Origin of the sequence: Helicobacter sp., assembly GCF_014799995.1 — a bacterium.
Classification (GTDB): domain Bacteria; phylum Campylobacterota; class Campylobacteria; order Campylobacterales; family Helicobacteraceae; genus Helicobacter_D.
Map to the genome: position 1 here is coordinate 78,345 of NZ_JAAVGY010000003.1, position 24,293 is coordinate 102,637.

The 24,293-nt window shown below is 38.5% G+C and carries 23 protein-coding genes and 1 pseudogene; 20 read left to right on the forward strand and 4 right to left on the reverse strand.

Annotation, left to right across the window (positions count from 1 at the left end; all coding sequences use genetic code 11):
• Positions 1-12: 12 nt before the first annotated feature.
• The 5 genes from flgL to HDT10_RS00475 all read left to right on the forward strand — a co-directional run bounded on the left by flgL (position 13) and on the right by HDT10_RS00475 (position 6,214).
• A complete protein-coding gene (gene flgL / locus HDT10_RS00455; RefSeq protein ID WP_290878792.1) occupies positions 13-2,628 on the forward strand; it encodes a flagellar hook-associated protein FlgL in 2,616 nt (871 codons plus the stop codon).
• A 302-nt stretch (positions 2,629-2,930) separates the two neighbouring features.
• On the forward strand, positions 2,931-3,854 hold the full coding sequence (locus HDT10_RS00460; RefSeq protein ID WP_290878794.1) for a radical SAM protein: 924 nt from the start codon (positions 2,931-2,933) through the stop codon (positions 3,852-3,854).
• Between the two features lie 54 nt (positions 3,855-3,908).
• Positions 3,909-4,688: an ABC transporter substrate-binding protein gene (locus HDT10_RS00465; RefSeq protein ID WP_290878796.1), complete on the forward strand. Its 780-nt coding sequence runs from the start codon at positions 3,909-3,911 to the stop codon at positions 4,686-4,688.
• 4 nt (positions 4,689-4,692) lie between these two features.
• Positions 4,693-5,391 carry an amino acid ABC transporter permease gene (locus HDT10_RS00470; RefSeq protein ID WP_290878799.1) on the forward strand — a complete coding sequence of 233 codons (699 nt, stop codon included), beginning with the start codon at positions 4,693-4,695 and terminating at the stop codon, positions 5,389-5,391.
• Between the two features lie 55 nt (positions 5,392-5,446).
• Positions 5,447-6,214 carry an amino acid ABC transporter ATP-binding protein gene (locus HDT10_RS00475; protein ID WP_290878844.1) on the forward strand — a complete coding sequence of 256 codons (768 nt, stop codon included), beginning with the start codon at positions 5,447-5,449 and terminating at the stop codon, positions 6,212-6,214.
• Between the two features lie 138 nt (positions 6,215-6,352).
• On the opposite strand, the gene HDT10_RS00480 is transcribed toward HDT10_RS00475, so the two are convergent.
• The 3 genes from HDT10_RS00480 to dnaJ are packed head-to-tail and all read right to left on the reverse strand — an operon-like array spanning position 6,353 to position 9,323.
• Positions 6,353-6,832 (reverse strand): methylated-DNA--[protein]-cysteine S-methyltransferase, encoded by a 480-nt coding sequence (locus tag HDT10_RS00480; RefSeq protein ID WP_290878801.1) that lies wholly within the window; start codon positions 6,830-6,832, stop codon positions 6,353-6,355.
• A 10-nt stretch (positions 6,833-6,842) separates the two neighbouring features.
• Positions 6,843-8,186: a DASS family sodium-coupled anion symporter gene (locus tag HDT10_RS00485; RefSeq protein ID WP_290878803.1), complete on the reverse strand. Its 1,344-nt coding sequence runs from the start codon at positions 8,184-8,186 to the stop codon at positions 6,843-6,845.
• Between the two features lie 15 nt (positions 8,187-8,201).
• A complete protein-coding gene (dnaJ, locus tag HDT10_RS00490; RefSeq protein ID WP_290878804.1) occupies positions 8,202-9,323 on the reverse strand; it encodes a molecular chaperone DnaJ in 1,122 nt (373 codons plus the stop codon).
• A 76-nt stretch (positions 9,324-9,399) separates the two neighbouring features.
• Here dnaJ and HDT10_RS00495 point away from each other — a divergent pair, with 76 nt between their 5' ends.
• From HDT10_RS00495 to HDT10_RS00530, 8 genes are all read left to right on the forward strand, one after another.
• Positions 9,400-9,840, forward strand: a complete 441-nt coding sequence (locus HDT10_RS00495) for a hypothetical protein (protein WP_290878805.1) — start codon at positions 9,400-9,402, stop codon at positions 9,838-9,840.
• Between the two features lie 119 nt (positions 9,841-9,959).
• Positions 9,960-11,267, forward strand: a complete 1,308-nt coding sequence (gene glmU, locus HDT10_RS00500) for a bifunctional UDP-N-acetylglucosamine diphosphorylase/glucosamine-1-phosphate N-acetyltransferase GlmU (protein ID WP_290878806.1) — start codon at positions 9,960-9,962, stop codon at positions 11,265-11,267.
• Positions 11,268-11,307: 40 nt separating this feature from the next.
• On the forward strand, positions 11,308-11,505 hold the full coding sequence (gene thiS, locus HDT10_RS00505; protein ID WP_290878807.1) for a sulfur carrier protein ThiS: 198 nt from the start codon (positions 11,308-11,310) through the stop codon (positions 11,503-11,505).
• 40 nt (positions 11,506-11,545) lie between these two features.
• On the forward strand, positions 11,546-12,556 hold the full coding sequence (gene argC, locus HDT10_RS00510) for an N-acetyl-gamma-glutamyl-phosphate reductase (RefSeq protein WP_290878809.1): 1,011 nt from the start codon (positions 11,546-11,548) through the stop codon (positions 12,554-12,556).
• 15 nt (positions 12,557-12,571) lie between these two features.
• Entirely contained in the window at positions 12,572-13,333 is a 762-nt protein-coding gene (locus HDT10_RS00515) for a metallophosphoesterase (RefSeq protein ID WP_290878811.1), read from the forward strand.
• 1 nt (position 13,334) lies between these two features.
• Complete coding sequence (locus HDT10_RS00520) at positions 13,335-14,288, forward strand: chemotaxis protein CheV (RefSeq protein WP_290878814.1); 954 nt, start codon at positions 13,335-13,337, stop codon at positions 14,286-14,288.
• Between the two features lie 34 nt (positions 14,289-14,322).
• Entirely contained in the window at positions 14,323-16,758 is a 2,436-nt protein-coding gene (locus HDT10_RS00525; RefSeq protein ID WP_290878816.1) for a chemotaxis protein CheW, read from the forward strand.
• Positions 16,758-17,249 (forward strand): chemotaxis protein CheW, encoded by a 492-nt coding sequence (locus HDT10_RS00530; RefSeq protein ID WP_290878819.1) that lies wholly within the window; start codon positions 16,758-16,760, stop codon positions 17,247-17,249. The genes HDT10_RS00525 and HDT10_RS00530 overlap by 1 nt, the downstream gene beginning before the upstream one ends.
• Before the next feature lie 77 nt (positions 17,250-17,326).
• Here the strand turns inward: HDT10_RS00530 and HDT10_RS00535 are convergent, their stop codons facing one another.
• Positions 17,327-18,211, reverse strand: coding sequence for an NAD(P)H-dependent glycerol-3-phosphate dehydrogenase (locus tag HDT10_RS00535; protein WP_290878821.1), 885 nt, complete (start codon positions 18,209-18,211; stop codon positions 17,327-17,329).
• Between the two features lie 111 nt (positions 18,212-18,322).
• Here HDT10_RS00535 and fliI point away from each other — a divergent pair, with 111 nt between their 5' ends.
• The 7 genes and pseudogenes from fliI to HDT10_RS00570 form a co-directional block, all read left to right on the forward strand.
• Positions 18,323-19,621: a flagellar protein export ATPase FliI gene (gene fliI / locus HDT10_RS00540; RefSeq protein ID WP_290878823.1), complete on the forward strand. Its 1,299-nt coding sequence runs from the start codon at positions 18,323-18,325 to the stop codon at positions 19,619-19,621.
• A 143-nt stretch (positions 19,622-19,764) separates the two neighbouring features.
• Positions 19,765-20,082 (forward strand): thioredoxin, encoded by a 318-nt coding sequence (trxA, locus tag HDT10_RS00545; protein WP_290878825.1) that lies wholly within the window; start codon positions 19,765-19,767, stop codon positions 20,080-20,082.
• Positions 20,083-20,119: 37 nt separating this feature from the next.
• A complete protein-coding gene (locus tag HDT10_RS00550; RefSeq protein WP_290878827.1) occupies positions 20,120-20,605 on the forward strand; it encodes a hypothetical protein in 486 nt (161 codons plus the stop codon).
• Between the two features lie 10 nt (positions 20,606-20,615).
• Positions 20,616-21,554 (forward strand): thioredoxin-disulfide reductase, encoded by a 939-nt coding sequence (trxB, locus tag HDT10_RS00555; protein WP_290878829.1) that lies wholly within the window; start codon positions 20,616-20,618, stop codon positions 21,552-21,554.
• Between the two features lie 11 nt (positions 21,555-21,565).
• Entirely contained in the window at positions 21,566-22,333 is a 768-nt protein-coding gene (gene dapB / locus HDT10_RS00560; protein WP_290878831.1) for a 4-hydroxy-tetrahydrodipicolinate reductase, read from the forward strand.
• 9 nt (positions 22,334-22,342) lie between these two features.
• A complete protein-coding gene (purF, locus tag HDT10_RS00565) occupies positions 22,343-23,746 on the forward strand; it encodes an amidophosphoribosyltransferase (protein ID WP_290878832.1) in 1,404 nt (467 codons plus the stop codon).
• A gap of 12 nt (positions 23,747-23,758) precedes the next feature.
• Positions 23,759-24,293: pseudogene (locus tag HDT10_RS00570) on the forward strand (TIGR01212 family radical SAM protein); the annotation flags it as partial.

Genomic DNA, 24,293 nt, shown 5'->3' on the forward strand with positions numbered 1-24,293 from the left:
AAGGATAAGGGAATGCGAATCGGAACTAGCTCAAGATATATCAATATGCAATATCAGCAAAATAGGGCGCAAACAGGCTTAGAAACTACTTTGGCGCAAATGAGTGGGCAAAAAATCCAATTTGGCTATCAAGGAACTTCTATTTTTAATAAAACTTTGGCACTAGATTATAATCTTGCGACTTTAAATCAAAGCCACGCACTCGCAACCAATGCTTTAACCTATACTAAACATACCGATACCGCATTGAGTGATTTAACCAAAAATATGGACACATTTAAATCCAAATTGATTCAAGGTGCAAATGCAGGTCATAGTGAAACTTCGCGTATTGCAATCGCAAAGGATTTGAAGTCTATTCGCGACCACTTTTTGACGCTCGCCAATAGTTCTGTGGGGGGTGAGTATATTTTCGGAGGCACAGCAACAACGCAAAAGCCCTTTAATGCAGACGGGAGTTATAATGGCAATAGTGCAACCCTTAATGCTTTGCTTGGCTCTAATAATTCTGTTACTTACAACATTACAGGGGCAGAATTATTCTTTGGTTCAGACAACGATAAGAATCGTATGATTTCTACCAATGTGCCAAAATTCAATCAAAGCTATCTGAATCCGACGATTATGTATCCTACTCACCCAACAGGCGTAAGCGAAGAAGTCTATATCACTGCAGAGGATACTCTACGAGATTTAGTAGGAGACAATGACGCGGATACTAGTAATAATCCTCCGGAAGTGTTTTATATTACAGGACGCAAGGCAGATGGCACGGCGTTTAAATCCAAATTCTCTATGGATATTGCCTATACTGATAAAAATCAAGCTGCCACAGTGCAAGACTTATTAGATAAAATCGGGCGCGAGTTTGGCAATACAGAGGTGAGCCAAGCAGTAGAAGTTACAGTGAATAAATGGGGAGAAATTGAAATCAAAGATTTAACCGGTGGTCGCTCTAATATTGAATTTTATATGATTTCTAGTAGCTATCAAGACCCAAATAATCCCGATGGTGTGGGAACAAATGATATTGATACCTTATTAAATAGTGGTGTAAAAGTCAATACTTATGTACAAAGCCCTTTTCTTGGCACTTTTTCTAGTGAGAGTATTACTTCAGTAGAAGATTACAATGATCATCGTATCCATACGATTCCAACGACTTTTAGAACACATACCAACGAAATTGCCAAAACAAGTACTCTACTAAGTGATATTTTCCCAGATGATGTTACTTCTCTTACTCTAAGTGGGACAGAGGGAAACACCGCATTAGACCAAGCAGGGGCGGCAGTAGCTCCTACGAATTTTGCCATTACGCCTACAACCACCGTGCAAGATTTAATGGACGAGATGAAGCGAGTGTATGGCGCAAATGGTGATGTAGATGTGCAATTTTCTGAAGGAAAAATCATAATAGTGGATAATAATGTCTCTAAAAAGAATCCTCCAGATAGAGACGAAAAAGAGTTGCCTTATATTGGGGAAAGCTCTCTTAGCGTTACTTTAACCGCCAATGACGCAGGGGGGAATCCTGTCAATGGATTCCGCAATGATTATAGTGTGGAATATGACCGCGTAGGATTTTCACGCAATGGTGGCACGCTCAATTCTAATGTTTCTCAAATCGTGCGCGCTACAAATGAGTATGCCACAATGGATACAAAGCTTTCTGAAGTTGCAGGAGTAGGGCTTGATGGGCACACTTATAATTTTGAAGTAAAAGATGTTAATGGAGTTCCCATTAGTGGTAGGATAGAGTTTAGAGACGCAGGCAGTGTGCTAGTGATAGAGAGCCCAGCGCAAATGAATGGGACAAACATTGCAGGAATTGAGATTCCTATTTTACAGGCTAATGGAAATCCGCCACAAGTATCTGGAGACGCAACTCCCGCCGATGATGTAACTTATCAGCAATTGGCAGATGTAATGGGAATAGTGATGAATCTTAGCAACTCCAATCCCGGTGATTTGGCGAATGTGTTTAATGCAGCGGCAAACTTCAACAATCCAGCCGAAAAGGCTTCCTATGAAACAATGTTAGGGCAAGCCAAGAATAATGTGTGGATTGGGCTTGATGTCAATGGGCAACTACAATTAAAAGACCTTAATCGCATACCTACGCGTATGGAATTTACACTTTATGATGATGAAAGCAGTAATTTTGAATTAGACCCTCTAACCGGACGCGTGGATACTACGGAACGTCCAGCTTTGACTTTTCAAGCTAATAATGCAATTATAGGTGAAGACCCGCATGTGAATTTCTTTCAGCAAATTGATGCGATTATCAAAGCCGTAGAAGATGGCGTCTATCGACCGGGTTCTGATAACTATGATGATTCTATGCGGAATCCCGGGATTCAAAATGCCATTGAAATCTTTGACCATTTAGCAGACCACGTGAATAAAGTGCATACCAAAAATGGGGCACAAGGAAACGCGTTTGAATATTCTATTGAGCGCACAGAAACTCTTATCGTGCAAGTAAAAACTTTGCGTTCTGATACGATTGATACAGATTTTGCAGAAAATTATTTGAACTTCGCTACCTTGTCTTTGAATTATCAAGCAATGCTTTCAAGTATTGGCAAGATTTCCCAACTTTCTCTTGTGAATTATATTTAAGGGCGATTCACTTAAGGATTCTTGTCTCTTGCACCGATTAATATTCTATTGTGTCATTGCGGGAAATCTTGGAAGATATTCGCGGTAATCTACAATCTTGCACACTTTTAGTTTTTAGCATATCAAATCTTGAAAGCAAGATTCTAGCTTATAGATTGCCACGATTCTATTTCATAGAATCTCGTAAGGACGCAATAGCAAGGCATATCTAACCACGTCGTTGTCATAGAAAATACATTCTTATGTTTTGTGCAAAAAATAGTGTAAAATAAGCCAAATTAAATGAGTTTGAGGTTTAGCTTATGAGTATTGTTTTTGGTCCTGTGCGTTCAAGACGTTTTGGAGAATCGCTTGGTGTGGATTTATCTCCTCATACAAAACAATGTAATTATGATTGTTTATATTGTGAATTAGAGGGGAAAAAAGCACAAGATTCTATGGAGATGACATTAGATGTAGAGGAAATTTTAAGAGAAATCAAACAAGGCTTGGAGCATTTTCCCAATGTAGAATCTTTAACAATTACCGCCAATGGAGAGCCAACGCTTTATCCTTATTTATATGAGTTAATGTTGCGTTTAGAAGATGTCAAAGGAGCGACACAAACTTTACTTCTAAGCAATGGCTCTCTACTCTCTGACCCAAGTGTTGCGCGGGCGTGCTTATTGTTTGATAAAGTCAAATTTTCATTAGATGCTATCAGCGAGGAAGTATTCAAAAAGATTGACCGCCCAAGTAAAAATATTCATTTGAAGCAAATTTTGCAAGGAATTTATCAGTTTAGTGCAGATTTTATGGGAGAATTGTATGCGGAAATTTTGTTTGTAGAGCATATCAATGATTCTTTAGAAGAAGTTAAAAGTATGGCAAAGTTCCTCGCACCTATGCGCCTAAAGCGGCTTGATATTGGCACGATTGACCGCCCCGCAGCATATAAAGTAAAGCCCATTTCGCAACAGAAATTAGAATCTTTAGGGGAGGTTTTTATAGCCTTTGGGATTCCGACTTTTATCCCCAAAAGAACAGAATCTAATGAGCAAAAAAACTTGATTTTAAGTCGTGATGCGATACTAAAAACACTCGCCTTGCGTCCTCAAAGTGCGCAAGACATAAGGATACTTTGGCATTCTTCTACGCATAAGATTTTGCAGGATTTATTAGAAAGTGGTATAGTAGAAGTGATAGAGAATGATGGAGTGAAGTTTTATAGGATTGCAAAAGCTTAAAAATATGTTGAATTTGTTATAATCCGCCCCTATATGTTTTATGAAGGAAGTAGTATGCAAAAGTTTGTTTGGACGAGTGTGTTGGCAATTTTGGCGGTTTGTTTTTGTTATGGTTGCAAGGGTGATGAAAGGCTTGTAATGGCTACTGCTGCGGAATTTCCTCCCTTTGAATACAAAGAGGGCAACGAGTTTAAGGGCATTGATGTAGAAATTGCACAAGAAATTGCAAAACGTTTGGGAAAAGCTTTAGAAATTAAAGATATGGAATTTGATTCTGTTGTGAGCGCGGTGAGTAGCGCAAATGCGGATTTTGGTGCGAGTGGCTTGACGATTAATGAAGCCCGCTCAAAAGTCGTGGATTTTTCAACTTCTTACTATAATGCGAATCAAGTTGTGATTATTAAGGAATCGGATTTAGAGTTAAAAGCCGTCGGCTCTGATGCAGTGGCACTCGTGGAAGCAATCAAAAAGCAAGCAGGCATTAAAATCGGCGTGCAAACAGGCACAACAGGTGCATTTTATGCACAAGGTGATAAAGATTGGGGATTTGAGGGATTCGCAAATGCAGAAGTCAAGGGTTTTGTGAATGGTTCGTTAGCTGTGAGTGCATTAGTGAATGGACAAGTTGATATTGTCATCATTGATGAAGCTCCCGCGCGCCTCATTTCCAAAAATTATGCGGGTACAGAAGTCTTAAATGCGTATTTGACAGAAGAAAAATATGGAATCGCAGTCAAAAGAGGCAATCAAGCCTTGTTGGATTCTATCAATAGTGCGTTAGAAGCAATGCAAACAGAGGGCGTGTTAGACGAAATTATCAAGAAATATTATTAAAGCAATGGATAAGATAGAAATTTTTTATAATCAATTCATCATCAAGGGGGGTTACGCGCTTGTTGTAGAGGGTTTATTTGTTACGATTCTACTTGCTGTGTGTGGGTTAATGATTGGAATCTTTATTGGCACGATGCTTGCGATTTTAATCACCAAAGAAGATAAAAATACACTAGAGCTTGTGCTTGTCGCTCTTGCTAAAATGTATGTGGGATTCTTTCGCGGGACGCCAATTGTTGTGCAGTTATTGTTTATTTATTTTGTGATTCTGCCGCTTTTTGGGCTTGCAGGGAGCAGTGCGCTATTGGTGGCTATTGTGATTTTTGGTTTGAATAGTGGCGCGTATGTGAGTGAGATTATTCGCGGGGGAATCTTGAGCGTAGATAGTGGGCAAAATGAGGCAGCAAGGGCACTTGGGCTAAACTCCAAACAAAGTATGTGCTTCATTGTCTTTCCTCAAGCTCTCAAAAATGCCTTGCCAAATTTGGGCAATGAATTTATTACACTTTTAAAAGAAACTTCAGTGGCGAATTATGTTACAGTGCATGACTTAACTTATGCCTTTAAAACGATTGGAAGCGCGAGTTATGAATATATGATTCCATATTTTTTCTTAGCATTTTGCTATTTGGTGTTGGTATTAGTGGCAAGTTTTATCGTCAAAAAATACGAAGGGAAACTAAGAAAAAGTGATAAGCGTTAGAAAATTAGTCAAAAAATATTATGAAAATGGCGTTAAAGAGGGCAAGAATGAAAAAATCGTGCTCAATGGTTTGAATGCAGAGTTTAAGCGAGGAGAAAAAATTGTCATTGTCGGACCTAGTGGGAGCGGTAAAAGCACTTTTTTACGTTGTTTGAATCTGCTTGAGATTCCAGATAGTGGCGAGATTTGGTTAGATAATCGGCGTATTTCTGAATTGAGTGTAGATTTATATCCCGAATTGGCGAATCTTAAAGGCAAGTCTTTGCAACTTGCGATTAAGGAATATGATAAAAAATATCGTCAAAATATCAACGAAGCGCGTGCAAAAATGGGAATGGTTTTTCAGCATTTTAATTTGTTTAATAATCTCAATGTGCTAGAAAACATTACCTTAGCCCCTGTCAAGTTAAAAAAAATGGGCGTGAGCGAGGCAAAAGAAGCAGCTTTAGCCTTATTGGCGCGGGTAGGATTGTATGATAAGGCGTATGAGTATCCCTCGCGTCTAAGCGGAGGGCAAAAGCAAAGAGTCGCGATTGCGCGTTCGCTCGCAATGAAGCCTGAAGTAATGCTCTTTGATGAGCCGACAAGTGCGCTAGACCCTGAAATGGTGGGCGGAGTTTTGGAGCTGATGAAAAGCTTAGCGGGAGAGGGAATGAGTATGGTTTGTGTTACGCACGAAATGGGGTTTGCAAGGGAAGTTGCCACAAGAGTTTTGTTTATGGAGGGTGGCAAAATCCTTGAGGATTTTCCTCCGCAAAGCTTTTTTGATTCTCCCAAAAACGAACGTTTGCAATTTTTCTTAAGTCATATTAGGCGAGGGTGAATTTATCTTATTGTTACAAAATAGCAAACTCTCAATCCAAAACTTTGCTATTGGGCTTTAAGATTCCATTGTTTATTTATACAAATTGCCACACAATGTGCCTTACGATTCCTTGCAGAATCTCATATTGATTGATTTTCAGCAATGATAATATGTCATTGCGTTTTCTAATTCTAAAAGTGCAGCCTTTCTTGCGATTCCACCTGCATAGCCGACAAGCTTTCCATTCGCACCAATGACGCGATGACAAGGGATAAGAATCGCAATAGGATTCCGATGATTCGCAGCTCCAACGGCACGTGCGGCTTTTGGATTTTGAATCTTCTGTGCGATTGTGCCATAAGTGCGCGTTTCTCCATAGGGGATTGCACAAAGCTCCCGCCAAACTAGCCTTTGAAACTCTGTTCCACAAGGTGCTAAAGGCAAATCGAAGGTTTTGCGTTGTAGGGTGAAATATTCTTGTAATTGCTTTTTTGCTTCAAGGGTTAGCGGGCTTGCCTTGAGCGAGGAGGCTTGCAGTGGAGATTCTACGAAGCAAATTTCTAGGATTGCGTTGCCATTATCTCTAATGCGAATCTCTCCTAGAGGGCTTTCTAAAATGCTTCCAAAAGATTTCACGAAATCCTCTTTAGATAAAACGCCATATAAACCACGCAAAAGCCAAAATTAAGACGATAGAAAACAAATTCACACACGCACCATATTTCATCATTTCTATTTGCCGAATATAGCCTGTTCCATAGACGATTGCATTAGGAGGTGTGGCGACAGGTAGCATATAAGCGCAACTCGCGCCAAAACCAATCACGAGAGGAAGCATTGCGTGAGGCATACCGAGTGCGTCTCCCACGACACCAAAAATCGGCACTAATAATGCCGAGCTTGCGGTATTGCTTGTAAATTCTGTTAAGAAAATAATAAAAAGTGCAGTTGCAATAATAATCATTAGCCAATTACTATTTCCAAAGAGTGCTGTAACCCCATTTGCAAGCACTGCGCTTGCGCCAGAGTCTTTAAGAATCACGCTTAAGGCAAGCCCACCACCAAAGAGCCATAAAACGCCCCAATCTGTGCTGCTTTGAATTTCTTTCCAAGTTGCCACGCGGCTTACGCCTATGGCGATGGCACAACTTAATGCAATGATAGAATCCAAATCCTTGATTCCGCCAAATAATTCGCTTAATTTCGCGCTAAAAATCCAAGCAATAGCGGTGAGCCCAAAGATAATGAGCGTAAGGATTTTTTTAGAATCCCACTGCGTTTTTTCTAATTTTAGATGAAAGGTTTGGTTTAAGTCTGGCTTTAAAAGCACATACAAGATTCCAATCATACAAGGCAGCATAATGCACATAAAGGGAATCCCAAGCTTCATCCATTCTAAAAAATTCATTCCAAGATAAGAAGCGGCAATGATATTTGGAGGGCTGCCTACCATTGTGCCAAATCCCCCAATTTCAGAGCTATAAGCGACACCCAAAAGGACGAACACAAAAGTCCCGCGATTCTTTGAAAAGTCCAAGTTGGATAGAATCCCAAGTGCCAAAGGTAGCATAATGGCAGCAGTTGCGGTATTGCTAATCCACATTGAGAGCAGAGCACTCACTCCAAAAATCATAAAAATTGCTAGAGACATTTTCCCCCTAGCAAGCAAAATTAAGCGATTGGCTAGCAGTTTGTCTAAGCCTTGAATATGCAGGGCACTTGCTAACGCAAATCCCCCAAAGAATAGAAAAATCACCGGATTTGCAAAAGGCTTCAGAGCAGTTGTAACATCTTGTAAGTCAAACATTACAGCAAGCAAGGGCACGATTAAGGCGGTAATGGTTGTATGCACTGCCTCGCTAACCCATAGAATCCCAACAAATGCCAAGATACAAATGCCGAGATTTGCTTCGTGGGTAAAAGGTAGCCAAGAAAAAAGCGCACCAAACAATAAAACATCTGCTACAAGAATCCATAAAGCCTTTTGCATTAAATTTCCTTGAAGTTATTTAAACCAATTTTTGATTTTATCTACCAAGCCCTCAAGGCAGTTAATTGGCTTAGATTCCTCATATCCAAAGGATTGGTGTAATTGCAAGAGCAAATCGCGTTGCTTTTGCTCTAACTTTTCAGGATACAAAATATTGACTACCGCGATGAAATTACCCTTTTTGCTGCTATTGACGCTTTTAACGCCCTCGCCATAAAAGACAAATTGTTGCTTGTCTTTGACGCCAATAGGGATTTTGAGTTCTAATTCTTTGGTAAGGGCTGGAATCTTAATGCTTCCTCCAAGCATTACGAGCGTGAAAAACACAGGCACTTCCAAATAAATATCGTTACGATGTCGTATAAAATGTGTGTCTTCTTGCACGCTGATTTCTACATATAAATCCCCGCGTGAGCCATTTGGCATTTGATTACCGCGTCCTTGCACGCGGATTTGGTTTTGATTATCCACGCCCTCTGGGATTTTAATCTCAAATTTTTCTTTCTTCTCTTGATAGCCTTTGCCGGAGCATTTCTCGCATTTTTCTGCACTCATTTCGCCGCTTCCGTGACATTTGGAACAAGTTTGAGCAAAGGTCATAAAGCCCTGCGTGAAAGTCTCACGCCCGCTCCCTTTACACGCGCTACAAGTGGTTACTTTGCCATCTTTTGCCCCGCTCCCTTTACACGCCTCACAAGCGTTTTTGTAGTAGATTTCAATCTCTTTCTTGCAGCCAAACACGGCTTCTTGGAAGCTAAGCTCTAATTCAATGGCTAAATCGCGTGAATATTTTTCGTTTTTCTTGCGTGTGTTGCCAAACCCGCTACTAAATCCGCCAAATCCACCGCCAAAAACGGAATTGAAAATATCAAAAATGCTTCCCTCCATATTGCCAAACCCAAAGCCACTAGATTCCAAGCCTTTTTTGCCATAAGTGTCGTAAATTTGACGCTTTTCTTTATCGCTTAGGATTTGGTAGGCTTCATTGACTTTTTTAAACATTTCTTCGGCATTTTTGTCGTCAGGATTTCTATCGGGGTGATATTTCAATGCCATTTTGCGATAGGCTTTTTTGATTTCCTCCCCGCTTGCATTGCGACTAACTTCTAAAATCTCGTAATAATCAAATTCTTCCAAAAATACTCCTACTTTGTTTTAGAAAATAAAAATTTTGCATTTTAGCGTAATTAACTTTAATTTTTAAGGAGACAAAATGAAAAAATTAGGCATTGCTGTTGTATTGGCAGGATTATTTGTTGTAGGTTGTGGGGATAGTGGATTGGTGAAGCTAGAAAACAAGAATCCTACAATAGACCAAAAGAAGTATGATTTGTATGTGCAAAAGCTACAAGAAAATGAACTAAAAGGATTCTATAAAACAATAAAAACTTCCGAATATGATTTCTATCATTCTGATAGTGAGTTTAAATATGCACCGATAAAAGAAAAATGCAAAGAAAAAAATATTCCCGATATTATGTGTAATGAAAGGATTGGAGACCAAAATAAACTAAAAGAGGATGGCGAATATTTTGTGGTTTTTTCGGTTAGCAAAAAGAATCCTAAAGATTTTTATTGCATACTTTTAAAGTGTGAAGCAGAGTGCAAAACCATTGATAATGTAGCAGTGAAAGATATTTCAGAAATAATTTAAATATTAAACTTTTCTGAAGTTTCACAAATATATAATAGCGAAAATTAATTAGACACATTTATTTTAAACTTTATTGTGTTAAAATTTGTTTAAATTATCTTAAGAGTGGAATCTTATCTATGAATCAGAACTCCTTATCAATCGTGATTTTAGCTGCCGGAAAAGGCACGCGTATGAAATCCAATACCCCGAAAGTTTTGCATAAAATCTGCGGACGCGAAATGCTCTATTATAGCATTAAAGAATCTCTTAAATTAAGTGATGATATTTGCGTAGTTTTAGGCTTTAAAGAGGAATTGATTAAAGCTAAAATGCAGGAATATTTTGGAGAGAGGATTCGCTTTTTGCGTCAGGATTTGGAGAATTTTCCTGGCACTGGAGGCGCACTAAAGAACTATACACCAAAATACGAAAAAGTCTTAGTCTTAAATGGCGATATGCCTTTGGTGCAAGCAGAGGAATTGGCGAAGTTTATCGGCTTGGAATCTGAACTCGTGATGAGCGTGCTTGATTTGCCAAATACAAGTGGTTATGGGCGCGTTGTGATTAAAAATAATCAGGTGCAAGAGATTATAGAGGAGAAAGACGCGAGTGCTGAAATTTTAGCACTTAGCACACTTAATGCCGGAATTTATTGCTTTTCTAAAAAGATTTTAGAATCTTATGTGCCGCTTTTGGATAATCATAATGCGCAAAAAGAATATTATCTGACGGATATTATTTCGCTTGCACAAAAGGATTCTGTGTCTATTATGCCTTTGTTTGTAGAGGTGAAAAATTTTAAAGGCGTGAATGATAAATTAGACCTTGCAAGAGCAGAGGAAATTTTGGGCAATCGCATTAAAGAGTTTTGGTTAAAAAAGGGCGTTTTAATGTGCTTACCAGATACGATTTATATTGAAGAGGGGGTGGAGTTTGTCGGAGAATGTGTGCTAGAAAATGGTGTGCGCATTTGTGGAGATTCCAAAATCATAGAATCGCAAATTAAAGCGCAAAGCGTCATAGAATCTAGCGTCATAGAATTGAGTGATATAGGACCTTTAGCACATATACGTCCGCAAAGTATAATTAAAAATACACATATTGGCAATTTTGTAGAGGTGAAAAAATCACAATTAGAGGGTGTCAAAGCGGGACATTTGAGTTATATTGGCGATAGCAAGGTAGGCAAGGGGACGAATATCGGTGCAGGCTTTATTACTTGTAATTATGATGGCAAGAGCAAGCACCAAACCATTATTGGTGAAAATGTATTTATCGGGAGTGATTCGCAAGCAGTCGCTCCTGTGGTGATTGAAAATGATTGTCTCATCGGCGCAGGAAGCACGATAAGGCGGAATCTCAAAAAGGGTGAATTATTTGTTACGCGTGGAGAAGAAGTCATTAAAGAGGGATTTTTTTATAAATTTTTCAATAAAAAATCATAAAATTGCATTTTATGAACTTGAGTATTATAAGGAGGCAATAATGCAAATTAAGTTGAATGGAAATTTTATTAATACAGAATCCCAAAATGTGCTAGAATTGTTACGAGAATATAAGATTGAAACAAAAAGTGTCGCAGTGGCAATTAATCTTGAAGTGATTAAACAAGATAAATGGGATTCTTATTTATTACAAGAAAATGATGTGGTGGAGTGTCTTACTTTTATGGGAGGGGGATAAGATTCAAGTATTTTGATATAGTTTTAAGAAAGGAAAATTGATGAAAATTAAGACTTCTATTATTGGAGTGAGTGGTTATACAGGATTGGAGCTTGTAAAATTGCTCCTCAATCACCAGGTGTTTGAATTAAATGCTGTCTATGCGAGTGAGAATCATCAAGAATTATCTGCTTTGCATCCTTGTCTGAAAGATGTCGTTAAATTACCTGTGTTAGAAGCCAATCTCGAACAAATTGCACAAGAAAGTGAGTTGGTTTTTCTTGCTTTGCCTCATCAAAAGGCAATGGAATATGTAAAAGGGCTTTATGGCAAGGGGATTAAAATCGTAGATTTATCGGCAGATTATCGTTTGAGTTTAGAGAAATACGAAGAAAATTACTGTCCGCATTTAGATAAAGAGAATCTTAAAAATGCAGTTTATGGGCTACCAGAATACAATCGCTCACAAATTTCCAATACGCATTTGGTTGCCAATCCGGGGTGCTATCCCACTGCCTCTTTGCTCGCAATTTTGCCTTTTGTTTCTTATTTGGATTCCAATCAAACACTCTACATAGATGCCAAAAGTGGCGTGAGTGGTGCGGGAAAAAAATTAGTGCAAACCTCGCATTTTGTAACGATTAATGAAAACCTCTTTGCGTATTCTCCTATTAATCATCGCCATTCACCCGAGATTAACGAGCAATTAAAAAAGATAGGTAAAGAAAATTTAAAGGCACTCTTTGTGCCCCATTTGATTCCTCTAACACGCGGAATGCTCGTTTCTGTTTATGCGCATTTAAAAGAACCTATCAATGCGCTAGAGATTCTACAAGCAAAATATGCCAATGAGCCTTTTATTCGCATTCGTAACGTTTGCTCTCAAATTAAAAATGTTGCAGGCACGCATTTTTGCGATATTTTTGCCAAAACAGATGGTTTGGATTTATTTATTACTTCAAGTATTGATAATCTCTTGCGAGGTGCGAGTTCGCAGGCACTTGCAAATGCGAATTTAATGTTTGGATTAGAAGAATCCTTAGGATTACCACAAATTGCTTATGCACCTTGATTTTGAAGCTTATTTATGACAGAGCGAGATTTAAGTATTCAAGAGGGGGCGATTTTTATTGCGGATTCTCATCATCATAGCCTTTATCAAAACACTTTAGATTCTGTGTTTGAAATGCTTTTGCAATCTCCTAGTCGGCAAATTTTCTTAATGGGAGACATTTTTGATTTTTTGGTTGGTGGTGTCAAAAAGGCATTGCAAGACAACCAAAAAACACTTGCTTTATTAGAACAATTGTCTTTAAAGCATAAAATTTATTATTTTGAGGGGAATCACGATTTTTTACTATCCAAGATTCCTTATTTTAAGAATATTTGCTGTTTTCCTTTAAAAGTGCAACCCGTTTGTTTTGGCTTTGGAGATAAAAAAGCCTATTTAGCACACGGCGATGTATTTTTGAATTGGCATTATTCATTTTATACGCAAGTGATTCGCCAACAATTTCTTATTAATTTTTTAGATTTTTTTTCTTTTTTTTTATATGCTAAAATTTTGCATTATTTACAACACAAAAAAAGCTTAAAGAATCAAAACCAACAAACCAATCAAAGACTTTCTAATAACGATAAATTAGCAATTTTACGCATTGAAAGTTATCAAGAACATTTAGCGATTCCAATGGATTCTTATATTATAGAAGGGCATTTTCATTGGGGAGAAAGTATAAAATTTAATGGTATGAATTATATAGGGTTACCTTTTTTTGCTTGTAAAAAAAAGTATTTTGTTGTAGAATATACAAATTATTGTTTATCCTTAACCAAAAAGGAGTTTTGAGGTGTCAAACTTTGAACGAGATGATACTCTAAAAGTCGGAACCAACGAAATGGAGTTGGTAGATTTTAGAATCCATAAGCTTGAAAAAGGTAAGCTATATGAAGGGATTTATGGAATTAATGTCGCAAAAGTTAATGAAATTATCCGTTTGCCAAAGCTTACAGAGTTGCCCGGTGTGCCTGATTATATAGAAGGGATTTTTGATTTGCGAGGGGTTGTTATCCCTGTGATTAATCTTGCCAAATGGATGCATGTTGAAGTTCCTAAGAATAAAAAGATTAAACCACGTGTTATTGTTGCAGAGTTTAATAATATTATGATAGGTTTTATTGTGCATGAGGCAAAACGTATTCGCCGTATTAATTGGAAAGATATTGAGCCGGCACATTTTAGCTCTTCAGCAGAAACCAATATGGATAAAAGCAAAATTACAGGAGTTACAAGGATTGAGGGTAACCAAGTCTTGTTGGTTTTGGATTTGGAAAGCATTGTGCAAGATTTGGGATTCTATCATCCAGAAATGAGCGCAGAACGCACTTATAGCAAATTTAATGGGCTAGCACTTGTACTTGATGATAGCACAATCGCGAGAAAAATTTTAAAAGAGTTTTTAGAAAAAATGGGCTTTGATGTTGCGGAAGCCAACAATGGAGAAGCAGGGCTTCAAAAGCTTGATAAGCTTTATGAAAACTATGGTGATAATCTTGTGCGACAGCTTAAGATTATTATTTCAGATATTGAAATGCCTCAAATGGACGGATTCCATTTCGCAGCTAAAGTCAAAGAAGACCCAAGATTTGCTAAGATTCCGATTGTCTTTAGCTCTTCTATTAGCGATAAGTTTAGCGAAAGCCGTGGCAAGGAAGCGGGCGCAGAGTCTTATCTTGTTAAATTTGATGGAAATAAATTCCATGATGAAATCACAAGAATTGTGAATAAATACAGCAGTAATTAGCGTAAATTTTATTTTGTAAAGGAAAGGTATAATTATGGACGAAATGCAAGAGATACTAGAGGATTTTCTAATTGAAGCGTTTGAAATGGTTGAACAGCTTGACCAAGACTTGGTGGAATTAGAAAATAACCCTGATGATTTAGACCTATTAAATAGAATCTTTAGGGTGGCTCACACAATCAAGGGTTCTGGTTCATTTTTAAATTTCTCAGTGCTAACACATTTAACACATCATATGGAAGATGTATTAAATAAAGCAAGACATGGTGAATTAGCAATCACTCCAGATATTATGGACGTTGTTTTGGAGTCTATTGACTTTATGAAAAAGTTGCTCAATGCGATTCGTGATACAGGAACAGATGCAAGTACAGGTTTGGACGGAGATATTGCTAGTGTTGTAGAACGTTTAGATGCAATCTCAAAAGGAGAAGCTCCACAGGCTCAAAGTGAAGCCCCAGCAGCTCCTGCAGCAGAAGCCGCCGCTCCAGCTGCACCAGAGCCTGCACCTGCCGCAGAGGAACCAGAGCCTGATTATGCAAATATGTCTGCAGAAGAAGTGGAAAAAGAAATTGAGAGATTACTGAATAAACGACAAGAAGAAGACAAAAAGAAACGTGAAGAAAAACGTGCTAAAGGTGAATTAGACGATGTGCAAGCACCGGGAGAAGTGAATGAGGCAGCTGCTGCCCCAGCAGCCCCTGCTGCTCCAAAACCTGCCGCAGCCGCTCCTAAGCCAGCAGCTCCAGCCGCCCCCAAACCTGCCGCAGCGGCTAAACCTGCTCCAAAGCCTCGTGGAGGTGGAGAGGAAAGCAAAGCACCAGCAACTGCTATGGAGCAAACCATTCGGGTAGATGTTAAACGTTTGGATAGTTTGATGAACTTGATTGGAGAGCTTGTTCTTGGTAAAAACCGCTTGATTAAAATCTATAATGATGTAGAAGAACGTTATGAGGGTGAAAAATTCCTAGAAGAACTCAATCAAGTAGTAGCAAGTGTATCTATGGTAACTACGGATATTCAGCTTGCAGTTATGAAAACGAGAATGTTACCAATTGGTAGGGTATTTAATAAATTCCCTCGTATGGTGCGCGACCTTTCAAGAGACCTCGGCAAAGAAATTGATTTGCTCATTAGTGGAGAGGAGACAGAGCTTGATAAGTCTATCGTAGAGGAAATTGGCGACCCATTGGTGCATTTGATTAGAAACGCGTGCGACCATGGTGTAGAATCCAAAGAAGATAGGGTAGCAGCCGGCAAGCCAGAAAAAGGAACGGTTGAACTTAAAGCCTATAATGAAGGAAACCATATTGTTGTAGAAATCAAAGATGATGGTAAAGGTATGGATCCTGATTTATTACGCTCTAAGGGAGTTGAAAAGGGCTTAATTAGCGAACGTGAAGCAGATTCTATGAGCGACAAAGAAGCTTATGGGCTAATCTTTAAAGCAGGTTTTTCAACAGCTAAAGTTGTTACTAACGTTAGTGGGCGTGGGGTAGGAATGGATGTTGTTAAAACTAATATTGAAAAACTTAATGGTATTATTGATGTAGATAGTAGTAAAGGTGAGGGTACGGTTTTAAAACTTAAAATTCCTCTTACATTAGCAATTATTCAGTCTTTACTTGTCGGTGTGCAAGAAGAATTTTATGCGATTCCACTTGCTTCAGTTATTGAAACCGTTAGAATCTCACAAGATGAAATCTACACCGTGGAAAACAAAAGTGTATTGCGTCTAAGAAATGAAGTATTACCGCTCGTCCGTTTGGCAGATATTTTCGGTGTGGATTCTGTTTTTGATGATTCCGAACAAGCCTATGTTGTTGTGATTGGTTTAGCGGAAAATAAAATTGGTATCATTGTTGATTTCTTGATTGGACAAGAGGAAGTAGTTATCAAGTCCCTTGGTACTTATTTGAAAGGAACAGAAGGAATCGCAGGTGCTACAATTCGTGGTGATGGTAGAGTAACATTGATTGTGGATATTGCCGCAATGATGCAAATGGCAAAACAGGTCAAAGTTAGTATCAGTAAATTAGCCCAAGAGAGTGAAACCAAAAAAGAGAAAAATTCGCCAAGTGATTATCAAGTCTTAATGGTAGATGATTCTATGACAGACCGTGCAATTATGAGAAAAGCCTTGAAACCTCTTGGAATTACCTTGACTGAAGCGACGAATGGATTAGAAGCACTAGAGATTATTAAAAATGGTGATAAGCATTTTGATGCTGTTTTGATTGATATTGAAATGCCTAAGATGGACGGTTATACATTGGCAGCAGAGATTCGTAAGTATGCGAAATTCAAGAATCTCCCACTTATGGCAGTTACGAGCCGAACTAGCAAAACTGATAGAATGCGCGGGGTAGAATCTGGAATGACAGAATATATCACTAAACCTTATTCACCAGAATATTTGATGAATGTTGTGAAACGAAATATTAATTTAACCGTGGAGGTAACTGAATAATGAGCAATCAATTACAAGATGTTTTACAAAAACAACAAGCACAAAAAAAGCCGCCTGTGGAGACAGAAAATGTCATTCAGTTAGTTGCTTTTGTGATTGGGTCAGAAGAATTTGCAGTGCCAATCTTGAGTATTCAAGAAATTATCAAACCGCTAGAATATACGAGAGTGCCCGGAGTGCCAAACTATGTTTTGGGAGTATTTAATATGCGTGGTTGGGTTGTGCCATTAATCAATTTGCGCTTAAAGTTTGGTTTGCCTTATGAAAAACCAACAGAAGATACTCGTTATATTGTAATCCAAGTTCAAGAGGATAAAGCAGGATTCGTTATTGACCGCTTGACAGAATCTGTACGCATTAAAGAATCAGACATTGACCCTACACCAGAAACAATTAGTCAAGATGAGAATCTAATCTATGGCGTAGGAAAAAGAGATGATAGGATTATTACTATTTTGCGCCCTGAAGAACTCTTGAAACGCACTTTCTAACCTTGCTTCTTTTCAAGCCTTTTGTGGGCTTGACTTATAGAAATATTTTAAAATCCAATAATTTAGAGTAGAAATATTTAGCTTTTCATTAAATCAGTTAGGCTTTGCTTTGGGCTTTTACCCTCCATAATAAGCGCAACTTCTTTTGCAATAGGGGTGTAGATTTGGTGTTTTTGACTAAGAGAATAAATTTCTTTAGAGGTTTTTACTCCTTCCGCGATTTCTCCAATTTCTTCTAAAATTGTTGGCAGGGTTTTGCCAAGTGCTAATCCGATTCCTACACGAAAATTACGCGAAAGAATAGAATTGGCAGTTAGAAATAAATCTCCAGCACCGGATAATCCCAAAAATGTAGAATCTTGTGCTCCAAAATATTGTCCAAAACGCGTCATTTCTACAAGCCCGCGTGCAACTAGAGAAGCACGTGCATTATTGCCGAGTTTCATTCCCTCACAGATTCCACTTGCAATAGCGATTACATTTTTGTAAGCCCCCCCAATTTCTCCGCCGATGATGTCATTACACGCGTAAGGTTTGATGAAATTTGGGAACAAACCTAACCATTCCTTAGCGTTATTGGTTGCATTGGTATGAACATTTAATGCACAGGGCAATGAATCTTGCACTTCTTTGGCAAAGCTTGGTCCCGCTAAAAAGCAAAGTTTGCTTTGCGGATAAAAACTCTCAAAGATTTCACTGACGAATTGTCCTTGTGCGATTCCTTTAGAAGCAACTAGAATCTTGGCGTGTGTTGGCAAGGGTGAAGTTGCAAGCCAAGTATGTAGGGCAGAGCTAGCAATTGCAACAATAAAAAAATCGCTATCTTGTGCCTCTTTGGGAGTAATTTGTGATTTCATCTCTAAATTTTTGCGTGAGACAATATAACAATCATTTGTTTTACTAAAGGCAAAATGCAAGGCTCTCCCCCAAGCTCCACCGCCAAATACACTTATTTTAGGCATTTTAATCCTTTGTAATAATGAAAATGCAATCAAATTTGAATCTTTGAAGTTATAATTTTAGTAAAAATATATTAAAATTCTACTTCGTTAAAATCAAACAAAAGAGATTTAATGTCCTTACAAAGTCTAAGAGAGCGTCTAAATGGTCTTAATCTATCCCCTGCATTTGGTTTAATTATCAAGGTAGAGCAAGGATTTTTATCCGCAGATGGCTTGATTCCACGCATTGGTGATATTGTCCGCATCGTAGGCGAAGACAATAGCGCAATGGGTATGGTAACAGCACTAGAGAAGGATAATTTTAAAATCACCCCCTTTTCGTTCATTGAGGGAATGAAAGTCGGGGATAAAGTCTATTTGAATACGCGTGGATTGCAAATTCCTATTGGACCTGAATTACTAGGGAGAGTGATTAATCCACTAGGAGAACCCATAGATAGTAAGGGTGCTTTAAAGGCTGAAGGTTCAATCCCTATCATTCGTCCGCCTATTGCAGCAATGCGGCGCGGTATGATTGATGAAGTTTTTAGTGTAGGCGTCAAAAGCATTGATGGATTGCTTACCTGTGGCAAGGGACAAAAGTTAGGAATCTTTGCTGGAAGTGGGGTAGGGAAATCTACCCTAATGGGAATGATTGTACGTGGTGCAACTGCAAAAATTAAAGTCATTGCTTTGATTGGAGAGAGGGGTAGGGAAGTTCCAGAATTTGTAGAAAAAAATTTAGGAGGAGATTTAACAAATACCGTTCTTGTAGTTGCTACGAGTGATGATTCCCCTTTAATGAGAAAATATGGTGCATTTGCTGCAATGAGTGTTGCGGAATATTTCAAAGCTAAGGGTGAAGATGTCTTATTTATGATGGATTCTGTAACTCGCTTTGCAATGGCGCAAAGGGAGATTGGACTCGCACTTGGTGAGCCGCCTACGAGCAAGGGTTATCCACCCTCTGTTTTGACGCTTTTGCCACAATTAATGGAAAGAGCAGGAAAAGAAGAGGGACATGGTTCTATCACTGCGTATTTCACCGTATTGGTGGAGGGCGATGATATGAGCGACCCTATTGCAGACCAAAGCCGAAGTATTTTAGACGGACACATTGTGCTAGACCGCTCTTTGACAGATTTTGGAATCTATCCTCCTATTAATATTCTCAATTCCGCTTCAAGACTAATGGGAGATGTGGCAAACGAGGAGCATATACAAGCAGCAAGAAAATTTCGCCGTTTGTATTCTTTGCTTAAAGAAAATGAAGTGCTTATTAGAATCGGAGCTTACCAAGCGGGAAGTGATAAAGACTTAGATGAAGCAATCGCCAAGAAAACAGAAATGGAAGAATATTTGAAACAGGGCTATAATGAAGCCATTACCTATGAAGAGAGCGTCCAACGATTGGTAGAGCTAATGCGGTGATAGCAATAAAGTGCGCAAAAAGCAATAAAAAGTTAAATTGTAAGTAAAAAAATATTTAACTAAAAGAATCGCAAAAGTTTTTGTTTTTTAAGTTAATCGTTGTATAATGCGCCGATAAAATTTAATATTTTAAGGAGAAAATTATGGCTGGTTATATTGAATTAACAGAACAAAACTTTGATGAAATCATCAAAGAAGGTGTTGTAATGGTAGATTTTTGGGCTCCTTGGTGCGGACCTTGTAGAATGATTGCCCCTGTGATTGATAGTCTTGCAACGCAATATGAGGGTAAGGCAAAAGTTTGTAAAGTCAATACAGACGAACAACAAGAACTTGCAACAAAATTTGGAATCCGTTCTATCCCGACAATCTTTTTCTATAAAAACGGAGAAAAAGTAGATGAAATGATTGGAGCAGCAACAGAGCAGGAATTTAAAGACAAACTTAATGGCTTGTTATAAGTGTTTTTAAAGTCTTTATTCAAGAGGGAGTTTTGACATGAAAAAATGTTGTCCGGGACTCCCTATTGCGTTTGTCGTTATTTTTGCGGTGGGCGCATTTTTATATTATCAATATTCTTTCACCTCTATTTCAAAAATTAATTTCAATGAGGATTCTTTTTATCAAAGTCAAGAGGGTGCAATGAGCCTTTTTGTGCCTCAATCTCCACAATATAAAATATGTTTTTATAGCTCATTTGCGTCAAAGCCCACAGAGTTTTTAATGCAAAATATGCAAGAAAACCTTATTCTTTTGGCGATTGATTTGTATCAACAAGGGCAAAATGCACAAAAAGATATTCCAAATCTTATAGAACTGAAAATTTCAAGCACTTTGATGTTAAAATTAATTCATGAATTTGATGTGAGAGGATTACCGCAATGCTTTATTTTAAAGCAAGATAATAAAGATTCTAAACTTTATACACATATAAAAGAAAATGGAGTTTATAAATTAGTGAATTTCAAAGGGAATAAACCATAAGGAGAGAAAGATGATAGAATTAGCGATTATTGGTGGCGGACCTGCTGGACTTAGCGCGGGATTATACGCTACAAGAGGGGGATTAAAAGAAGTTGTAATGTTTGAAAAGGGTATGCCCGGAGGTCAAATTACTTCTAGTAGTGAAATGGAGAATTATCCCGGCGTTGCAGAGATTAAAAGCGGATTTGATTTTATGATGCCTTGGCAGGAACAATGCTTTAGATTTGGTTTAAAACACGAAATGGCGGAAGTCAAACGCATTGAAAAAAGAGAAAATCATTTCGTAGTGGTGCTAAGCAATCAAAAAGAAGTAGAAGCAAAAGCTGTTATCATTGCAACAGGTGGTAGCCCAAAACGTTCTGGCGTCAAAGGCGAGGATGTTTATTGGGGAAAGGGCGTTAGCTCGTGTGCAACTTGTGATGGATTCTTTTATAAAAACAAAGAAGTCGCAGTGCTAGGTGGAGGAGATACCGCAGTAGAAGAATCCATCTATCTTGCTAAAATTTGTTCTAAAGTTACGCTTATTCATCGTAGAAATGCGTTCCGCGCCTCTCCTGTTACACTAGAACGTGCTAAAAAGGAAGCAAAAATTGAATTTTTAACCCCTTATGGCATTGAAGAAATTTGTGGTGATGCATCCGGCGTAACAGGATTGAAATTAAAAAACTTAGATAACGAATCCTCAAAAGAAATTAAGGTAGATGGAATCTTTGTGTTGATTGGTTTTAATGTCAATAATGCAGTGCTTATGCAAGAAGACGGAAGCACTCTTTGTGCAGTCAATGAATATGGGCAAGCAATTGTGAATCTCAAAATGGAAACAAACATTCCGGGATTATTTGTTGCTGGTGATTTGAGAATGGACGCACCAAAGCAAGTAGTATGTGCAGCAGCAGACGGTGCAACCGCAGCACTTGGGGCGATTGAATATATTGAACATCATAAGTAAAGGAGTTTGTTGTGCTAGGTATTGGAGTTTTTGGTGCTGGCGGACGTGTAGGAAAATTGGTTGTAGATTTAGCAAAGAAAAATCATCAAGTTAAACTAGAATGCGTCTATGTGCGCAAAGATTTAGACTTTTCTATTGACCCTGGTGTTTTGATTACAAATGATTTGAAAGTTTTATTAGAAAGTTCCGATGTAGTCGTTGATTTCACAACGGCAGAGGGCACTTGCGCGTTATTGGAAGTCGCTCTTAACAATCCCACGCCTATTGTGATTGGCACAACAGGATTAGAATCTCATCACGAAAATCTTATCAAAGAAGCGTCCAAAAAAATGCCTATTTTATATGCTAGCAATATGTCTTTAGGCGTCGCAGTGTTAAATAAAGCAGTGAAATTAGTAGCAAAAGCTTTGCGTGATTTTGATATTGAGATTGTAGAAACACATCATCGTCATAAAAAAGATTCTCCTAGTGGGACAGCTCTGTATTTGGCGCAAACTTGTGCAAAAGCTAGAGATTTGGAATTAGACAAAGTACGCACGAGTGGCAGAAATGGTAATATCGGCGAACGCAATCAAGAGGAAATTGCTGTAATGGCGTTGCGTGGAGGCGATGTAACCGGGATTCATAATGTCGGATTCTATGGTGAGGGAGAATATTTAGAGTTAGTGCATACTGCAACTTCTCGTGCGACTTTTGCGCAAGGAGCAATTAAAGCTGCCCTTTGGTTGCAAAAACAACCAAATGGATTGTATGGCATTGAAGATTCTTTGGGATTATAAGCAGTGGAAATGCCAATCAAAAATCAGACCTTAGCAGACCAATCCTCTATAAAAAGTGATTGGAATGAAGAATGTGCGGTCGTAGGGGTTTATAATGCCCAAAATGCCGCGAGTATCGCGTATTATTCTCTGTTTTCTATGCAACATCGCGGACAAGAAGCCACAGGAATTGCCACGAGCAATGGAGAAAAGATTACAACGATTAAAAGAAATGGTTTAGTAACGGAAGTTTTTTGCGATGAAACACTTAAAAAACTCAAAGGCTCTAGTGCCGTAGGGCATAATCGTTATTCTACTGCTGGGAATGATTCTATTTCGGACGCGCAGCCTTTGTTTGCGCGTTATGATTTAGGCGAAATTGCAATTGTCCATAATGGAAATCTCACAAATGCGCGTCAAATTCGTAATGAGCTCATCAAAGAGGGAGCAATTTTTCAAAGCTATATGGATACAGAAAATTTGATTCATTTGATTGCAAGAGCCAAACAAGAAAATTTAATTGATAGAATCAAAGAAGCAGTTTTGCGTCTCAAAGGGGCATTTTGCTTCATTATACTAAGCCGCAAAAAAATGTTTGTGATTCGTGATAGATATGGATTTCGCCCCCTAAGTCTTGGAGAAATCATCAACCCTGATGGGAGTAAAGGCTATATTGTTGCGAGTGAAACCTGTGCCTTTGATTTGGTAGGCGCAAAATATTTGCGAGATGTGGAACCGGGGGAAATGCTAGTTTTTTCTAAAGAAAGTATGGAATCGCACCACATTATGCCGCCCAATCCTCACCCTTGCGTTTTTGAGTATGTTTATTTCGCGCGTCCAGATAGTCGTGTATTTGGACACCTTGTTTATAATATTCGCAAAAAAATGGGAGAGGAATTGGCTAAAGAAAATCCTGTGGAAGCAGACCTTGTGATTCCTGTGCCTGATAGTGGCGTTGCCGCAGCACTTGGATATTCTCAAGCAAGTAAGATTCCTTTTGAGCTTGGCATTATTCGTAATCATTATGTCGGGCGAACATTTATTGAGCCAACGCAACAAATACGCGAATTAAAAGTCAAGTTGAAGTTGAATCCGATTCGGGAATTAATTGAAAATCGGCGTATCGTTGTGATTGATGATTCTGTGGTGCGTGGGACAACGAGTCGCCAGATTGTAAAGATTTTGCGCGATTGTGGAGCAAAAGAAATTCATATGAAAATTTCCTCTCCCCCAACCATTTCCCCTTGTTATTATGGTGTGGATACGCCAAGTGTAGAGCATTTGATTAGTGCGAAAATGAGCCACGAAGAAGTCTGTAAGTTTATCGGTGCGGATTCTTTGTCTTTCTTGTCTCTTGAGGGGTTAAAGCGAAGCATTGGCATAGAAAATTATCAATATTGTCAAGCTTGTTTTGATAGCAAGTATATTGGATAAATCGTGAAGCAAATGCTAACCTTTGGACGCTATTGCAAGCGGAGATTTGGAAAACGGGTGCGCAAAGTGCCCATTGCGCTTGCGGGATTTACTTGCCCAAATATTGATGGTAGCGTGGCGCGTGGAGGTTGTATTTTTTGTAAAAACGAAAGTTTTTCACCCACATTAGACAAAGAGCCAAAAGTCGCTCTCAAAATGAATCCCAAGATGACAAAGAATCCTTTGTTAGAGACGCAGCTTAAGCAATTACAGAGCCAATACGATTGGCAAAGTGATTTTCATCGCAATAAGTTTGGCGTTGAAAAGTATATGATTTATTTCCAATCTTTTACCAATACTTATGCTCCTTTTGAAACTTTAGAGAAGCTTTATATTGCCGCATTGGATTTGCCTAATGTTGTTGGAATGTCTATTGGCACGCGCACGGATAGTGTGGATTTGAAGCTACTTGATTTTTTGGGTGGTTTAGCGCAGAAAAGAGGGCAGGAGATTTGGGTGGAATACGGAATCCAATCTGTGTATGAGGAGACTCTTAAGTTTATTAATC

What these genes read in the sequence shown, in the direction of transcription:
- flgL (WP_290878792.1), top strand. Translation starts at nt 13, where the DNA reads ATGCGAATCGGAACTAGCTCAAGATATATCAATATGCAATATCAGCAA.
- HDT10_RS00460 (WP_290878794.1), top strand. Translation starts at nt 2,931, where the DNA reads ATGAGTATTGTTTTTGGTCCTGTGCGTTCAAGACGTTTTGGAGAATCG.
- HDT10_RS00465 (WP_290878796.1), top strand. Translation starts at nt 3,909, where the DNA reads ATGCAAAAGTTTGTTTGGACGAGTGTGTTGGCAATTTTGGCGGTTTGT.
- HDT10_RS00470 (WP_290878799.1), top strand. Translation starts at nt 4,693, where the DNA reads ATGGATAAGATAGAAATTTTTTATAATCAATTCATCATCAAGGGGGGT.
- HDT10_RS00485 (WP_290878803.1), bottom strand. Translation starts at nt 8,186, where the DNA reads ATGCAAAAGGCTTTATGGATTCTTGTAGCAGATGTTTTATTGTTTGGT.
- HDT10_RS00495 (WP_290878805.1), top strand. Translation starts at nt 9,400, where the DNA reads ATGAAAAAATTAGGCATTGCTGTTGTATTGGCAGGATTATTTGTTGTA.
- glmU (WP_290878806.1), top strand. Translation starts at nt 9,960, where the DNA reads ATGAATCAGAACTCCTTATCAATCGTGATTTTAGCTGCCGGAAAAGGC.
- thiS (WP_290878807.1), top strand. Translation starts at nt 11,308, where the DNA reads ATGCAAATTAAGTTGAATGGAAATTTTATTAATACAGAATCCCAAAAT.
- argC (WP_290878809.1), top strand. Translation starts at nt 11,546, where the DNA reads ATGAAAATTAAGACTTCTATTATTGGAGTGAGTGGTTATACAGGATTG.
- HDT10_RS00515 (WP_290878811.1), top strand. Translation starts at nt 12,572, where the DNA reads ATGACAGAGCGAGATTTAAGTATTCAAGAGGGGGCGATTTTTATTGCG.
- HDT10_RS00525 (WP_290878816.1), top strand. Translation starts at nt 14,323, where the DNA reads ATGGACGAAATGCAAGAGATACTAGAGGATTTTCTAATTGAAGCGTTT.
- HDT10_RS00530 (WP_290878819.1), top strand. Translation starts at nt 16,758, where the DNA reads ATGAGCAATCAATTACAAGATGTTTTACAAAAACAACAAGCACAAAAA.
- HDT10_RS00535 (WP_290878821.1), bottom strand. Translation starts at nt 18,211, where the DNA reads ATGCCTAAAATAAGTGTATTTGGCGGTGGAGCTTGGGGGAGAGCCTTG.
- fliI (WP_290878823.1), top strand. Translation starts at nt 18,323, where the DNA reads ATGTCCTTACAAAGTCTAAGAGAGCGTCTAAATGGTCTTAATCTATCC.
- trxA (WP_290878825.1), top strand. Translation starts at nt 19,765, where the DNA reads ATGGCTGGTTATATTGAATTAACAGAACAAAACTTTGATGAAATCATC.
- HDT10_RS00550 (WP_290878827.1), top strand. Translation starts at nt 20,120, where the DNA reads ATGAAAAAATGTTGTCCGGGACTCCCTATTGCGTTTGTCGTTATTTTT.
- trxB (WP_290878829.1), top strand. Translation starts at nt 20,616, where the DNA reads ATGATAGAATTAGCGATTATTGGTGGCGGACCTGCTGGACTTAGCGCG.
- purF (WP_290878832.1), top strand. Translation starts at nt 22,343, where the DNA reads ATGCCAATCAAAAATCAGACCTTAGCAGACCAATCCTCTATAAAAAGT.